Origin of the sequence: Streptomyces sp. NPDC047981 (assembly GCF_040653315.1) — a bacterium.
In the GTDB taxonomy this organism is placed as follows: Bacteria; Actinomycetota; Actinomycetes; order Streptomycetales; family Streptomycetaceae; genus Streptomyces.
On sequence record NZ_JBEZNQ010000013.1, the window covers coordinates 25,952 to 41,030 of the forward strand.

A 15,079-nucleotide genomic window follows, 5' to 3' on the forward strand; every position below is an offset into this window, starting at 1 on the left:
TCTTGGGAAGGGGTGACCTTCGGTAGGGGGACCCCCGGCTGAAGGTACGGATTTCGTATGAGCCATAATGCTTGTGAATGTGAACGCGTTCACAAGCGTGTCCCTGTTCCTCCCGTAATAGGTGGGATTAAAGGGGCAAACTGCCGATGTGACCACGGCGATGTAAGGAGAAGACGACGTGGACCTAGCTCTGGCGCCAGAGACTCTGGCGCGATGGCAGTTCGGCATCACCACCGTCTACCACTTTCTCTTCGTCCCCCTGACGATCTCCCTTGCCGCGCTCACAGCCGGCCTTCAGACGGCCTGGGTGCGGACGGAGAAGGAGAAGTACCTCAAGGCGACGAAGTTCTGGGGCAAGCTCTTCCTGATCAACATCGCGATGGGTGTCGTCACCGGCATCGTGCAGGAGTTCCAGTTCGGCATGAACTGGTCCGACTACTCGCGCTTCGTCGGAGACATCTTCGGTGCGCCGCTCGCCTTCGAGGCGCTGATCGCGTTCTTCTTCGAGTCCACGTTCATCGGCCTGTGGATCTTCGGCTGGGACAAGCTGCCGAAGAAGATCCACCTGGCCTGCATGTGGATGGTGTCGATCGGCACCATCCTCTCCGCGTACTTCATCCTGGCGGCCAACTCCTGGATGCAGCACCCGGTCGGCTACCGGATCAACGAGGAGCGCGGTCGGGCCGAGCTCACCGACTTCTGGCTGGTCCTGACGCAGAACACCGCGCTCACCCAGTTCTTCCACACCATGACGGCCGCGTTCCTCGTCGGTGGCGCCTTCATGGTGGGCATCTCCGCCTTCCACCTGGCCCGCCGGAAGCACATCCCGGTCATGCGGACCTCGCTGCGGCTCGGCCTGATCACCCTGATCATCGCCGGACTCGGCACGGCCATCAGCGGCGACCTGCTCGGCAAGGTCATGTTCAAGCAGCAGCCGATGAAGATGGCCGCCGCCGAGGCGCTCTGGGACGGCGAGGAGTCCGCGCCGTTCTCGATCTTCGCGTACGGCGATGTGGACAAGGGTCACAACACGGTGGCCATAGAGATCCCGGGACTGCTGTCCTTCCTGGCCAATGACGACTTCAACTCGTACGTCCCGGGCATCAACGACATCAACAAGGCCGAGCAGGAGAAGTTCGGGCCCGGTGACTACCGGCCCAACATCCCCGTCGCTTACTGGGGCTTCCGCTGGATGATCGGCTTCGGCATGGCCTCGCTTGCGGTCGGCATGATCGGCCTCTGGCTGACCCGCAAGAAGTTCCTGCTGTCGCCGGGGATGCGGACCGGTGAAGACGAAGTGCCGAATCTGGTGCTGTTCAAGCGGAAGGCGCTCAGCCCCCGCTTCGCCAAGTGGTACTGGATCGTCGCTCTCTGGACCACGGCCTTCCCGCTCATCGCCAACTCGTGGGGCTGGATCTTCACGGAGATGGGCCGGCAGCCGTGGGTCGTCTACGGCGTGCTGCGCACCAGGGACGCGGTCTCCCCCGGCGTCTCGCAGGGCGAGGTCCTCACCTCGATGATCGTCTTCACCCTGCTCTACGCGGTCCTGGCCGTGATCGAGGTCAAGCTGCTGGTGAAGTACGTCAAGGCCGGACCGCCCGAGCTCACCGAGGCCGACCTCAACCCGCCCACCAAGATCGGCGGGGACCACCGTGACCCCGACCGGCCCATGGCCTTCTCGTACTGAGGCTCAGGAGATCGAGGCATGGAACTCCACAACGTCTGGTTCGTACTGATCGCCGTCCTCTGGATCGGCTACTTCTTCCTGGAGGGCTTCGACTTCGGGGTCGGCGTCCTGACCAAGCTGCTCGCTCGCGGCCGCGCCGAGAAGCGGGTCCTGATCAACACCATCGGGCCCGTCTGGGACGGCAACGAGGTGTGGCTGCTCACCGCGGGTGGCGCGACCTTCGCCGCCTTCCCCGAGTGGTACGCCACGCTCTTCTCCGGCTTCTACCTGCCGCTGCTGATCATCCTGGTCTGTCTGATCGTCCGCGGTGTCGCCTTCGAGTACCGGGCGAAGCGGCCCGAGGAGAACTGGCAGCGCAACTGGGAGGAGGCCATCTTCTGGACCTCCCTGATCCCCGCGGTGCTGTGGGGCGTGGCCTTCGGCAACATCGTGCGCGGCGTGAAGATCGACGCCGACATGGAGTACGTCGGCACCTTCTTCGACCTGCTCAACCCGTACGCGATCCTCGGCGGCCTCGTCACGCTGGCTCTCTTCACCTTCCACGGAGCGGTCTTCGCCGCGCTCAAGACGGTGGGGGACATCCGGGCCCGGGCCCGGGCGCTCGCGCTGAAGCTCGGTCTGGTCACGGCCGTCCTCGCGCTGGGCTTCCTCATCTGGACCCAGGTGGACAAGGGCGACGGCTGGAGCCTGGGCGCCATGCTCGTCGCCGTCGTGGCGCTGGTCGGCGCCATCGGGGCGATCAAGGTGGGGCGCGAGGGCTGGTCGTTCGCGCTCTCGGGCATCACGATCGCCGCGGCGGTGGCGATGCTCTTCTTCACCCTGTTCCCGAACGTCATGCCGTCTTCGCTCAACCCCGAGTGGAGTCTTACCGTGACGAACGCGTCATCGAGCCCGTACACCCTGAAGATCATGACCTGGTGTGCAGCGATCGCCACTCCGCTGGTGCTGCTCTACCAGGGCTGGACGTACTGGGTGTTCCGCAAGCGGATCGGCACGCAGCACATCGCGCCTGACGCCGCTCACTAGTGGGGGATGTTTCACGTGAAACCGATCGATCCGCGTCTGCTCCGGTACGCCAGGGCCACCCGCTTCTTCCTCGGAGCGGTCGTGGCGCTCGGCCTGGCGGGGGCGGCGCTGGTCGTCGCCCAGGCCATGCTCATCGCCGAGGTCGTGGTGGGCGCCTTCCAGAAGGGTCTGTCGGTTTCCGATCTGACCACGCCCCTGCTGCTGCTCGCCGGAGTGGCGGCGGGGCGGGGGCTGGTCTCCTGGCTGACCGAGCTGGCCGCCCATCGGGCCAGCGCGGCGGTCAAGTCCGAACTGCGGGGCCGGCTCCTGGCCCGGGCGGCCACGCTGGGCCCGGGCTGGCTCAGCGGCCAGAAGGCGGGTTCGCTCGCCGCCCTCGCGACGCGCGGAGTCGACGCGCTCGACGACTACTTCTCGCGCTACCTCCCGCAGTTGGGGCTCGCGGTGGTCGTGCCCGTGGCGGTGCTCGCCCGGATCGTCACCGAGGACTGGATCTCGGCGGCGATCATCGTCGTCACCCTGCCGCTCATCCCGCTCTTCATGGTCCTCATCGGCTGGTACACCCAGGCCCGGATGGACCGGCAGTGGAAGCTGCTGTCCCGGCTGTCGGGCCACTTCCTCGACGTTGTGGCCGGCCTTCCGACGCTCAAGGTCTTCGGCCGTGCCAAGGCGCAGGCCGAATCCATCCGCGTCATCACGTCCGAGTACCGGCGGGCGACGATGAAGACGTTGCGCATCGCCTTCCTCTCCTCCTTCGCCCTGGAACTCCTCGCGACGCTCTCGGTGGCGCTGGTCGCGGTCACGATCGGCATGCGGCTGGTCCATGGTGAGCTCGACCTGTACACCGGACTGGTCATCCTCGTCCTGGCTCCCGAGGCCTATCTGCCCATCCGCCAGGTGGGGGCGCAGTACCACGCTGCTGCGGAGGGGCTGGCCGCCGCCGAGGAGATCTTCGAGGTCCTGGAGAACCCCGCGCCCGAGCACGGCACGGCCGCGGTGCCGTCCTCGACCCGTATCGAGCTGGAGAACGTGACCGTTCGTCACGCGGGCCGTTCCGAAGCTTCCTTGGACCGGTCCTCGCTGGTGGTGGAGCCCGGTGAGACGGTCGCGCTGGTGGGGCCGAGCGGCGTCGGCAAGTCGACGCTCCTCGACGTGGTGCTGGGGTTCACCGCTCCGGAGGCCGGCGGCTCGGTCCGTGTCGGCGGCGCGGAACTCGGCTCGCTGGACGTGGAGGAGTGGCGGTCGCGGATCGCCTGGGTGCCGCAACGGCCGTATCTCTTCGTGGGCACCATCGCCGAGAACATCCGCCTGGCCCGCCCGGACGCCTCCGACGAGGCGGTACGGCAGGCCCTGCGGGACGCCGGTGCGGACGGCTTCCTCGATGCGCTGCCGGAGGGTGTGGACACCCTGCTCGGCGAGGACGGCGCGGGTCTCTCCGCCGGTCAGCGCCAGCGTCTCGCGCTGGCCCGCGCGTTCCTGGCCGACCGGCCGGTGTTGCTCCTGGACGAGCCCACGGCAGCGCTGGACGGTGAGACCGAGGCGGCGGTGGTCGACGCGGTCCGTCGGCTCGCGGCCGGCCGCACGGTCCTGCTCGTCGTGCACCGCCCGGCCCTGCTCGCGGTCGCGGACCGCGTGGTCGAACTCGGCTGGGCCGGCGCTCCTGACGAGTCGGTGCCGGCCGAGCGGGGCGGGTGGGAAGAGCCCGCCGCTGCTACGGGTCCCGCTGGTTCTGACGGCTCTGTCGGCTCCCCCGGGTCCGCCGGTGAGGGCGTGCCTGCCGCGGCGGGCCCCGTCGAGGGGGCCGACGCGGCAGGGGGCCGGTCGGTCTTCGGGCGCATCCGCGCCATGGCCGGAGCGCTGCGAGGCCGGATGGGACTCGCTCTGCTGCTCGGCAGTCTGGCGCTGGGATCGGCCGTGGGGCTCATGGCGGTGTCCGGGTGGCTCATCTCCCGCGCCTCCGAACAGCCCCCGGTGCTCTACCTGATGGTCGCCGTCACGGCGACGCGGGCGTTCGGCATCGGCAGGGCCGTGTTCCGGTACGCCGAGCGGCTCGTCTCCCACGACGCCGTTCTGCGGATGCTCGCGGAACTGCGGGTCGCCGTCTACCAGCGCCTCGAGCGCATCGCCCCCGCCGGTCTGCGCCGCAGCAGGCGCGGCGACCTGCTGTCCCGGCTCGTCCAGGACGTCGATGCGCTCCAGGACTACTGGCTGCGCTGGCTGTTGCCCGCGGGCGCGGCCCTCGTCGTCGGTGTCGGTTCCGTCGGGTTCACCGCCTGGCTGCTGCCCGAGGCCGGGGCCGTCCTCGCCGTGGGCCTGCTCGGTGCCGGGGTGGCCGTGCCGCTGCTGAGCGGGGCGATCGCCCGCCGCGCCGAGCGTCGGCTCGCCCCCGCCCGAGGCGCCCTCACCGTCACGGTCGTGGACCTGCTGCGCGGCTGCGCGGAACTGACGGTCGCCGGAGCGCTGAAGGACCGTATCGACCGGGCCCGCGGGGCCGACCGTACGCTCACGTCCATCTCCTCGCGGCAGGCCGTCGCGACCGCCATCGGGGCCGGGCTCTCCGCGCTCGCCTGCGGTCTGACGGTGGCCGCCGCCGCGCTCGTCGGCGTCCAAGCGGTCCGTGACGGCCGCCTCGACGGTGTCACGCTCGCCGTGCTCGTGCTGACCCCGCTCGCCGCCTTCGAGGCCGTCACAGGACTGCCTCTCGCCGTCCAGTACCGCCAGCGGGTCAAGCGCAGCGCCGAGCGGGTGTACGAGGTGCTGGACGCACCCGTCCCCGTACGAGAGCCCGAGCGACCTGTCGCAGCCCCGTCGCACCCCTTCCCACTGGAGGTCGACGGTCTCTCCGCGCGCCACGCGGGCCGTCGGACCGCCGCGCTCAGCGACTTCGCCCTGACCCTTGAAGCCGGGCGGCGCGTCGCCGTCGTCGGCGCGTCCGGATCGGGCAAGACCACGCTCGCCCAGGTGCTGCTGCGCTTCCTGGACGCCGAGTCCGGTTCGTACCGGATCGGCGGAGTGGAGGCGGCCGAGCTCGACGGGGACGACGTCCGCCGACTCGTCGGGCTCTGCGCCCAGGACGCCCACATCTTCGACAGCTCCATCCGCGAGAACCTGCGGCTCGCCCGCACCGGCGCGAGCGACGACGAGCTGCGTGCGGCGCTGGGCCGGGCACAGCTCCTGGGCTGGGTGGAGAGCCTGCCGGAGGGTCTGGACACCCTGGTCGGCGAGCACGGCTCGCGGCTCTCCGGCGGCCAGCGGCAGCGCCTCGCGCTCGCCCGCGCCCTCCTCGCCGACTTCCCCGTCCTCGTCCTGGACGAGCCGGCCGAACACCTCGACCTGGCCACGGCGGACGCGCTCACCGACGATCTGCTGCGGGCCACCGAGGGGCGTACGACGGTCCTCATCACCCACCGGCTGCACGGCCTCGACGCCGTCGACGAGGTGGTGGTCCTGGACGCGGGCCGCACAGTGCAGCGCGGGCCGTACGCGGAGTTGGCGCGGGCCGAGGGGCCGCTGCGGCGGATGCTGGAGCAGGAGCACGAGACGGACCTGCTGCTCGCGCCGGGAGGACCGGTGGGGCGGACCGCGGCAGGACCGGTGGGGCGGACCGCGGCAGGGGCGGTGGGACGGACCCCGGGGCAGACGACGAGCGCGACATCGGAGCGCCCGACTTTTCTCGCCAAATAGGACTTACTAGGCTCAAGCCCATGACCGCCGCCGTGCCCGATCTCCCGGACCCCCTGGAAGCCGCCACCCAGGCCACCCGCAGCCTCCAGGGGCTGTCCACGGAGCTCACCGCGCGCGTGCCGCAGCTCCTGGAGGCCATGCGCTCGGTCGGTACCGGGCTCGAACTGCACTCCACGCTCGACCGGATCTGCGAGACCGCGGCCGAGCTCGCCGGTTCCCGCTACGCGGCGATCGGTGTCGTCGACGAGGAGGGCAAGGGCCTCTCCGACTTCGTCACCTTCGGTGTCGACGAGGAGACCGCCCGTCGGATCGGCCGGCGACCCGACGGACACGCGGGGCTGCTCGGTGCGCTGATCCGCGACCCGCAGACCATCCGCCTCGCCGATCTGTCCACCGACCCCCGCTCCGCCGGGTTCCCGCCCGGACATCCGCCGATGCGGACCTTCCTCGGGGTTCCGATCAAGGTCCAGGGCGAGACCTTCGGCAACCTGTACCTCGCGGAGAAGATCGACGGCGGCGACTTCAACGACTACGACGTGCACATGGTCCGCGTCCTGGCGACCGAGGCGGGTATCGCCATCGGCAACGCCCGGCTCTACGAGGCGGCCCGGCAGCGCGAGCGTTGGATCGACGGGTCCGTGGCCGTCACCACCGCCCTGCTCTCCGGCGGTGACGCGGACGACGCCCTGACGGTGGTCGCCGAACAGGCCCGCAGGCTCGCGGACGCGGCCGCCGGGATCGTCCTGCTGCCGGCGGAGGACGGCGGCCTGGAGATCGTCGCCGTCTCCTCCGACGTGCCGAGCAAGTCGCTCGGCGTCGTGATTCCGCCCGAGAGCGTTGTGGTGGACCGGCTCCTGGAGGGCGAGGCGGTGTTCGTGGACGACGCCTCGACCGACCCGCGCATGATCAGCCGTGTGGCCGCCGAGTACGGCCCCAGCATGCTGCTGCCCCTGCACAGCGGCGGAAGGGTGCTCGGGGCGCTCGCCACACCACGCGCGCGTGGCGCCCGGCCGTTCACGGAGGCCGAGCGGACGCTCGGGACACAGTTCGCCTCGCAGGCGGCGCTCGCCCTGATGATGGCCGAGGCCCAGCGCGACCGGGAACGGCTCGCCGTCTACGAGGACCGCGACCGGATCGCCCGCGACCTGCACGACCTGGTCATCCAGCGGCTCTTCGCCACCGGGATGATGCTGGAGAGCGCCCAGCGGAAGTCGATCGTGCCCGCGGTACGCGAGGGCGTCGGCAAGGCGGTCGACGAACTCGACGTCACCATCCAGGAGATCCGTACCGCGATCTTCGCCCTCCAGCAGGGGCCCGCCGAGGCCCCCTCCGGGCTGCGCACCCGCGTGCTGCGGGAGATCAACATGGCCGCCGTGCCACTCGGCTTCAAGCCCGCGCACCGCTTCCTCGGTGCGATCGACTCGACGGTCGGCGAACTCACCGGCAAGAACCTCATCGCGGCGCTGCGCGAGGCGCTGTCCAACGCCTTCCGGCACTCCCAGGCCACCAGGATCGAGGTCGTGGTCGACTCGGGCGTGGAGCTGCCGGACGGCACCGCCGGCGTCCGGCTCTCGGTCGCGGACGACGGCGTCGGCATCCCGGAGGGCGGGCGACGCAGCGGACTGCGGAACCTGGCGCGACGCGCGGAGTCGCTGGGCGGGTCGAGCTGGTGCGGACCGGGCATCGGCGAGGACGGCGGCGGTACGACGGTGGTCTGGCAGGCGCCCCTGTAGGCGGCCACCGGGGTCGCCCTGGAGGGGCCCGGGCCTCGCGGGGCCCGGAGGGCACGGCCTCTCTGCGGGCCCCGAGGGTACGGGCTCTGCGGGGCCTGGAGCGGGCCCGGTTCAGTCGTCGAGGGTGCCGGCGAGGATCCGCTCGATGACGGTGGCCACGCCGTCCTCGTTGTTGTCGACCGTACGACCGGAGGCGGCGGCGACCACGTCCGGGTGCGCGTTGCCCATCGCGTAGGAACGGCCGGCCCAGCTGAGCATCTCGATGTCGTTCGGCATGTCACCGAAGGCGACGACCTCCTCGGCGGAGATGCCGCGTTCGGCGCAGCAGAGGGCCAGGGTGGAGGCCTTGGAGACGCCGGGCCCGCTGATCTCCAGGAGGGCGGTCGGGCTGGAACGCGTGAACGATGCCAGATGGCCCGCGGCCGCCCGTGCCGTGGCGAGGAAGGCGTCGGGGTCCAGGTCCGGGTGCTGGGCGAGGAGCTTGAGGACGGGGGCGGCGGCACCCGGCTCCTCCTCGAAGAGCAGCTTCTCGGCGGAGGCGACGGTGGCACCCGGGTCGAGGAAGAACGGCGGGTACAGCGGCTCGTAGTGGATGCCTGTCGTCAGTTCGACGGCGAACGAGGTGCCGGGGGCGGCCTCACGCAGCGCCGCCACGACGTCGAGCGCCACGTCCCGAGGCAGCGGGCGTACCTCCATGAACGTGCCGCCGGAGTGCAGGTCGACGACGGCCGCTCCGTTGGCGCAGATCGCGAGGCCGTGGCCGTGGACATGGTCGCTGACGACGTCCATCCAGCGGGCCGGGCGTCCGGTGACGAAAAAGACCTCGATGCCGGCCCGCTCGGCCGCGGCGAGTGCGGCGACCGTGCGCTCCGAAACGGACTTGTCGTCGCGCAGCAGGGTGCCGTCGAGGTCGGTGGCGATGAGTCGGGGGGCCGGGGCGGCGCGGCGCGCGGAGTGGGGTGAGGTCACCGATCCATTGTTCCGCACTTCGTGCACGGGCGTGCGAAGGGGCGCACATCTGAGAGGACGGTGCTGCCTCCTCCCAGACGTGCGTCGGACGATCGGTGGCTCGTCAGGCGAGCTGGGCGAGAGCCTCGGTGGCGATCTGCTCGAAGACGCGCTGGTCGGCGGCGAAGTCCGAGTCGGGGATCGGCCAGTGGATCACGATCTCGGTGATCCCGAGCTCCTTGTGCCGTCCAGCGAAGTCGACGAAGGCGCCCAGGGACTCCAGGGGCCGTCCTCGGTCCGGGGTGAAGCCGGTGAGCAGGATCTTGTCCAGCTCGGCGACATCCCGGCCGATCTCCGCGCACGCCTTGCCGAGCTTCTCGATCTGGCCCCGGATGGCCGCCACGGACTGCTCGGGCGTGCCTTCCTCGTACAACTTCGGGTCGCCGGTCGTCACCCAGGCCTGGCCGTGGCGGGCGGCGAGCTTCAGACCGCGCGGCCCGGTCGCCGCGACGGCGAAGGGCAGGCGCGGGCGCTGGACGCAGCCGGGGATGTTGCGGGCCTCGACGGCGGAGTAGTGCGTACCCTGCTCGGTCACGGCGTCCGTGGTGAGCAGCCGGTCGAGCAGCGGTAGGAACTCGCCGAAGTGATCGGCCCGCTCCCTGGGCGTCCACGCCTCCTGGCCGAGCACGGTCGCGTCGAAGCCCTCGCCGCCGGCTCCGATGCCGAGGGTGACCCGGCCGTTCGAGATGTCGTCGAGGGAGATCAGCTCCTTGGCGAGCGTCACCGGGTGGCGGAAGTTGGGCGAGGTGACCAGAGTCCCGAGGCGGAGCCGCTCGGTGGCCGTCGCGGCGGCGGTGAGCGTGGGCAGGGCGCCGAACCAGGGTCCGTCGCGGAAGGTCCGCCAGGACAGGTGGTCGTAGGTGTAGCCGGCGTGGAAGCCGAGCTCCTCGGCACGCTGCCAGCGCTCGCGGCCGCCGTCGTGCCAGCGGTGGACGGGAAGGATCACGGTGCTCAGGCGCAGGGTCATGGACCCGAGCCTACGGCGGGCCCGGTCGCCTCCGTCGGACTCGGCCCTGGCGATGGGCGTCCCCGTCAGCGGACCCGTCCGCTCATCCAGGGGGTGAGTGTGCCGCGCAGGACGAGTTCTTTGTACGTCTCGTCGCCGGGCAGGGGCACGATCAGCCACCAGCCGGGCGGGAAGAACTTGCCCTTCACGTGGGCCAGGCCGCCGTGGACGGAACGGACGAAGGCGGGGACGGCGTCGCGGGGGATGTCCGCGAACTCCACGCCGTCGACGTCGATCTTCGCGTCGTCCTCGGGGAAGAGCTGGACGGTCATGGCGGGGCTGCCGCCGAGCTCGACGAAGGCCTCGTGCGGGAGCGAGCCGTCCGCGTCGAGCACGGTGAAGGCGCCTGCGGAGGTCCGGCGGGAGGTCTGGTCGGCACCGATGTCGTCGGTGACCTTCATCTCCAGGCCGAACTCGCGGGCGGTCTCGCGGAGCGCGGTGACGGCCGATTCTGTGGTGGGCAGGTGGGGGTGGGCCATGGGAACGATCATGCCCGAGGGTTCCGGGCTGGGCCCGCCGGATTCAGCCGGGGAAGCGGAGGAACTCCGGGGGTACGGCGTCGGTCAGCCAGACGCCGTTGGCGCTGACGTGGAAGACGTGGCCTGCCTGGTGCATCGCGCCCGCGTCCACGCTCAGGACCACCGGGCGGCCCCGCCGTGCGCCGACGCGGGTCGCGGTCTCCCGGTCGGGGGAGAGGTGGACGTGGTGACGGGCCATGGGGCGCAGGCCCTCGGCTCGGATGGCGTCCAGACTGGCGGCGACCGTACCGTGGTAGAGGTACGCGGGCGGTTGCGCGGGCGGCAGATCGAGGTCGACCTGGACCGTGTGGCCCTGGCTGGCCCTGATCCGGTCGCCGTCGATGGCGAAGCGCTTCTTGTCGTTGGCGGCGACGACGTGGTCCAGCTCGGCCCGGGTGATCGGGAAGCCGTGGTCGCCGGCCGCGCGCAGGAGGGCGTCGATCTCGGTCCAGCCGTTCGGATCGAGGACGAGGCCGATCCGCTCGGGTTGGTGCCGCAGGTGCTTCGAGAGGTACTTGGACACCTTCACGGTGCGTCTCTCGTCCATGGGTGGGTTCATGGCGCCAGCATGACGGAGCGCGGATCCCGCGACCAATGATTTCGGTTCGGATGTTTGATCCACAGCCAACTTGAGTTATCCACAGGGGAATTGGCGATTCTGTGGACAACGTCCGCCCGCTATCAGATGACTTGGTCTATTGATCCTTTTTCAGGGCCATTTGAGGAGAGTGCATCCAATGTCCTTGCCTGTACCTCTCTTTCGGTGGCGGCAGTGACGAAGGCCGCCACGTTCTCCGCGCCAACCAGCCGCTGAACCGACCGAATCGTCCCGGCCGGGAGGGTCACCGGGCGCGGCTCGTCGCCCCGCAGGGGCGGGGGTGCGGAGGACAGATGGTGCTGGAGGTGCCGGGTGGCGAACAGGCGCATCGCACGGGCGAGTTCCGCGTCCACGGTCTGCTGCGCGAGGGGCCGCAGCCGGCGCACCATCGCCGCCGCCTCGGCGGCATCGGCGTCCGTCGGCGGCCGGTGTTCCAGATAGCGGGCGAAGACGTGCTCGGTCGTGAACTCCAGGAAGCGCGAGGCGATGTGCTCGACCTGGACGCGAAGTTCCCTCAGGTGCCCGGAGATCGCGGTCAGGGGAACGCCCGCCTCGTACAACTCGGCCGCGACAGCCAGCTCTTGGGGGCTCGGGACCAGGAACTCGTCGTCCCGGTCCGGGATCCGCTCCAGGACGCCGAGCTCGATCGCCTCTCTGATCGCGTCCTCGTCGGGCTTGCCGCCGAAGGTGGCGTCCAGCTCCGCGCGGGAGATCCGGTCGGCCTCCTCGTCCGTCCACGGCCCGTCGACCTCGGCGACCAGACCCAGCACGCCGCCGAGCCCGCGCCCCGCGTCCCAGGCCTCCAACAACTCCTTGATCGAGGCCAGGGTGTAGCCGCGGTCGAGCAGGTCGGCGATCTGCCGGAGCCGCGCCAGATGGGTGTCCCCGTACACGTTGGACCTGCCGCGGCGCTCGGGGCGGGGGAGCAGACCGCGGTCCTGGTAGGCGCGGATCGTCCGGACCGTGGCACCGCTGTGGTGGGCGAGGTCCTCGATCCGGTACTCCACCGGGGATCCCTGCGCCGAAGGCGCCCCTTGTGCCGTCTGCTCCGCCACGCCCACTCCCAGCCGCTCGCTCCTGCCGCCCCCGATCGCGTTCCGCGTCGCGCTCTCACGCACGGGTCGGCCCGCCACGGATCGTACGGTCCCTACGCCGCCCGTACGCCCCTCAGGCGGGCGGCTCGAGCCGGGCTATCGCGCGCAGGGCCCTGGGCGCGATGCGGGACAGCGCGTGGGCGCCGCGCGCCTCGGGGGTGACGGGGACGACGGCCTCGTTGCGCACGACCGCCCGAAGGATCGCGTCCGCGACCTTCTCCGGAGGGTAGTTGCGCAGCCCGTACAGCCGGGAGGCCTTCTTCTGGCGGCGGCTCTGCTCCTCCTCGCCTACTCCCGCGAAGCGGGCGGTCGCCGTGATGTTGGTGTTCACGATCCCCGGGCAGATCGCGGAGACACCGATGCCCTGGCCGGCCAGCTCGGCGCGCAGGCACTCGCTCAGCATCAGCACGGCGGCCTTCGACGTGCTGTAGGCCGGCAGGGCGCGGGAGGGCTGGAAGGCGGCGGCGGAAGCGGTGTTGACGATGTGGCCGCCCTGGCCGCGCTCGGCCATCTGACCGCCGAAGATCCGGCAGCCGTGGATGACGCCCCAGAGATTGACGTCGAGGACCTTCTTCCAGTCCTCGCTGGTCGTCGCGAAGAACGAGCCCGAGAGGCCGATCCCCGCGTTGTTGACGAGGACGTCGACGACTCCGTACTCGCTCGCGACCTTCGCCGCGAGCTTCTCCATGGCCTGCTCGTCACTGACGTCGACGGTCTCCCCCCAGGCCTCCGGGGCGCCGATCAGCCGGGCCATCTCGGCCGTGCGGACCGCGCCCTCGCCGTCCCGGTCGACCGCGACGACCCGCGCGCCCGCCTCGGCGAAGGCGAAGGCGGTGGCCCGGCCGATACCGCTGGCCGCGCCCGTGACCAGGACCAACTGGCCGCCGAACCGTTCGGCGTACACGGGGTCGGCCGTGCTCTTCGCGGCCGTGACCGGGGCCTTGGCCGCCGGGTCCTCGTTCGCCCGCACGAAGTCGCCGATCCAGGCGGCCAGCTGGTCGGGCCTGGTGCGTGGGACCCAGTGCTTGGCCGGCAGCGAGCGTCGGGTCAGCTCGGGGACCCAGGTGGCGAGGTCGTCGTAGAGCCGCTCGGAGAGGAACGCGTCACCGGTGGGCGTGATCAGCTGCACGGGAGCGTGGGCGTAGGCGTCGGCGCGGGGCCGGCTCAGCCGCGGGCGGACGTTGTCCCGGTACAGCCAGGCGCCGTGCGCGGCGTCGTTCGGCAGCGACGGCGTCGGATACTCCCCGGCCGGGACCTTCTCGACCCGCTCCAGAAGCCTCGGCCACCGCTTGCCGAGCGGTCCGCGCCAGGCCAGCTCGGGCAGGACGGGGGTGTGCAGCATGTACACGTACCAGGACTTGGCGCCCTGGCCCAGGAGCTGGCCGACCCTGCGCGGGGTGGGCCTGGTCATGCGCTGCTTGATCCAGTGCCCGAAGTGGTCCAGGGAGGGGCCGGACATCGAGGTGAAGGAGGCGATGCGGCCTTCCGTTCGGGGCACGGTCACGAACTCCCAGGACTGCACCGAGCCCCAGTCGTGCCCGACCAGGTGCACCGGCCGGTCCGGGCTCACCGCGTCGGCGACGGCGAGGAAGTCGTCCGTCAGCTTCTCCAGGGTGAACCCGCCCCGCAGCGGGGTCGGCGCCGTGGACCGGCCGTGGCCCCGGACGTCGTACAGGACGACGTGGAACCGCTCGGCGAGCCGGTGGGCGACCTCCGACCAGACCTCCTTGGAGTCCGGGTACCCGTGCACCAGGAGGACCGTCGGACGGTCGGCGGCGCCCAGCTCGGCGACGCACAGTTCGATCCCGCCCGTCCGGACCCAGCGCTCCCGCGCCCCCGTCAGTCCCGCGCTCATACCGCCCCCTCCTCGTTCCAGCGCCGCACGTGCGGCAGGTCGTCGTCCAGCCAGAAGGCGCTCTGCTCCGGGTCCTTCGAGTCGGTGACCACAAGGATCTCCTCGAACTTCGCGCCCGTACCCCGGAAGCCGAGGTGCGGCTCGACCGCCCACAGCCCCGGCTGGGGCGGGTGGTCGGAGAACGTGTACGGCGACCAGAGCGGCGACCAGCCGTCGCGGTGGCCGTGGATCGCGTCGCTCGCGAGGCCCTTGAGCGACTGGGTGCCGAAGCCGAAGAGCGTCGGCGACCAGCGGCGCTCCCTGACCCGGTCGATCTTGTGGGCGATCACGCCGAAGGGGTACGCGCGGTGCCGGTTGGCGTAGCCCTGGCGGACCATGAGCCGGTCCACGTCCTCGTAGATCTCCCGCAGCGAGCGGCGCTCGCGGACCTCGGTCAGGATCAGCTCGCGGTGCGCCTTCAGATCGGTGAGCAGCTTGTCGTGGACCGGGTTGAGGCCCAGGCAGCCGGAGTAGCCGATGTCCGCGGTGTAGCCCTTGAAGACGGGCGCCATGTCGAGGATGAAGGGCATCCCCGCTTCGAGGCGCCGGTTCGTGGGGAAGAACTGCAGCGGGATCTTGAAGTCGACGAAGGCCGTGCGGTCGCCGAACCAGGCGAAGGGACGGTGGAACCAGTCCCGTACACCCCGCTCGTGCAGCCAGTCGCGCTGCATCTTCGCGGCCTCGCGCTCGGTCACACCCGGTCGCAACTGCGCCGCGACGGCTTCCGCGCACGCGTACGACAGGCGCTGCACTTCTCTGAACCCGCGCAGTTCCGCGGTCAGTTCGCTTGCCACTGCTGAGGTCATGCCACCCGTCCGTCCCGTGAACATACGT

At 70.9% G+C, this 15,079-nt stretch carries 11 protein-coding genes; 4 read left to right on the forward strand and 7 right to left on the reverse strand.

The window, feature by feature from the left end; translation table 11 throughout:
* The first annotated feature begins 178 nt into the window (after window positions 1–178).
* Genes AB0E14_RS10510 through AB0E14_RS10525 form a run of 4 tightly spaced genes read left to right on the forward strand, consistent with a single transcriptional unit; the run spans window position 179 to window position 8,127 of the window.
* Window positions 179–1,687 carry a cytochrome ubiquinol oxidase subunit I gene (locus AB0E14_RS10510; RefSeq protein WP_362414663.1) on the forward strand — a complete coding sequence of 503 codons (1,509 nt, stop codon included), beginning with the start codon at window positions 179–181 and terminating at the stop codon, window positions 1,685–1,687.
* Window positions 1,688–1,705: 18 nt separating this feature from the next.
* Window positions 1,706–2,713: a cytochrome d ubiquinol oxidase subunit II gene (cydB, locus tag AB0E14_RS10515; protein ID WP_362414665.1), complete on the forward strand. Its 1,008-nt coding sequence runs from the start codon at window positions 1,706–1,708 to the stop codon at window positions 2,711–2,713.
* Window positions 2,714–2,719: 6 nt separating this feature from the next.
* Complete coding sequence (gene cydD / locus AB0E14_RS10520; protein WP_362414667.1) at window positions 2,720–6,394, forward strand: thiol reductant ABC exporter subunit CydD; 3,675 nt, start codon at window positions 2,720–2,722, stop codon at window positions 6,392–6,394.
* Window positions 6,395–6,414: 20 nt separating this feature from the next.
* A complete protein-coding gene (locus AB0E14_RS10525) occupies window positions 6,415–8,127 on the forward strand; it encodes a GAF domain-containing protein (RefSeq protein WP_362414669.1) in 1,713 nt (570 codons plus the stop codon).
* Between the two features lie 111 nt (window positions 8,128–8,238).
* Here AB0E14_RS10525 and AB0E14_RS10530 read toward each other — a convergent pair whose 3' ends face one another.
* The 7 genes from AB0E14_RS10530 to AB0E14_RS10560 all read right to left on the reverse strand — a co-directional run bounded on the left by AB0E14_RS10530 (window position 8,239) and on the right by AB0E14_RS10560 (window position 15,051).
* Window positions 8,239–9,096, reverse strand: coding sequence for a Cof-type HAD-IIB family hydrolase (locus AB0E14_RS10530; RefSeq protein ID WP_362414672.1), 858 nt, complete (start codon window positions 9,094–9,096; stop codon window positions 8,239–8,241).
* Window positions 9,097–9,199: 103 nt separating this feature from the next.
* Window positions 9,200–10,102: an LLM class flavin-dependent oxidoreductase gene (locus AB0E14_RS10535; protein ID WP_362414674.1), complete on the reverse strand. Its 903-nt coding sequence runs from the start codon at window positions 10,100–10,102 to the stop codon at window positions 9,200–9,202.
* Window positions 10,103–10,167: 65 nt separating this feature from the next.
* Complete coding sequence (locus tag AB0E14_RS10540) at window positions 10,168–10,620, reverse strand: hypothetical protein (RefSeq protein WP_362414676.1); 453 nt, start codon at window positions 10,618–10,620, stop codon at window positions 10,168–10,170.
* A 43-nt stretch (window positions 10,621–10,663) separates the two neighbouring features.
* Window positions 10,664–11,206 (reverse strand): RNA 2'-phosphotransferase, encoded by a 543-nt coding sequence (locus AB0E14_RS10545; RefSeq protein ID WP_362414844.1) that lies wholly within the window; start codon window positions 11,204–11,206, stop codon window positions 10,664–10,666.
* A gap of 134 nt (window positions 11,207–11,340) precedes the next feature.
* A complete protein-coding gene (locus AB0E14_RS10550) occupies window positions 11,341–12,312 on the reverse strand; it encodes a MerR family transcriptional regulator (protein WP_362414678.1) in 972 nt (323 codons plus the stop codon).
* A 112-nt stretch (window positions 12,313–12,424) separates the two neighbouring features.
* Entirely contained in the window at window positions 12,425–14,206 is a 1,782-nt protein-coding gene (locus AB0E14_RS10555; protein WP_362414680.1) for an SDR family oxidoreductase, read from the reverse strand.
* Complete coding sequence (locus AB0E14_RS10560) at window positions 14,203–15,051, reverse strand: M24 family metallopeptidase (RefSeq protein ID WP_362414682.1); 849 nt, start codon at window positions 15,049–15,051, stop codon at window positions 14,203–14,205. The genes AB0E14_RS10555 and AB0E14_RS10560 overlap by 4 nt, the downstream gene beginning before the upstream one ends.
* Window positions 15,052–15,079 lie beyond the last annotated feature (28 nt).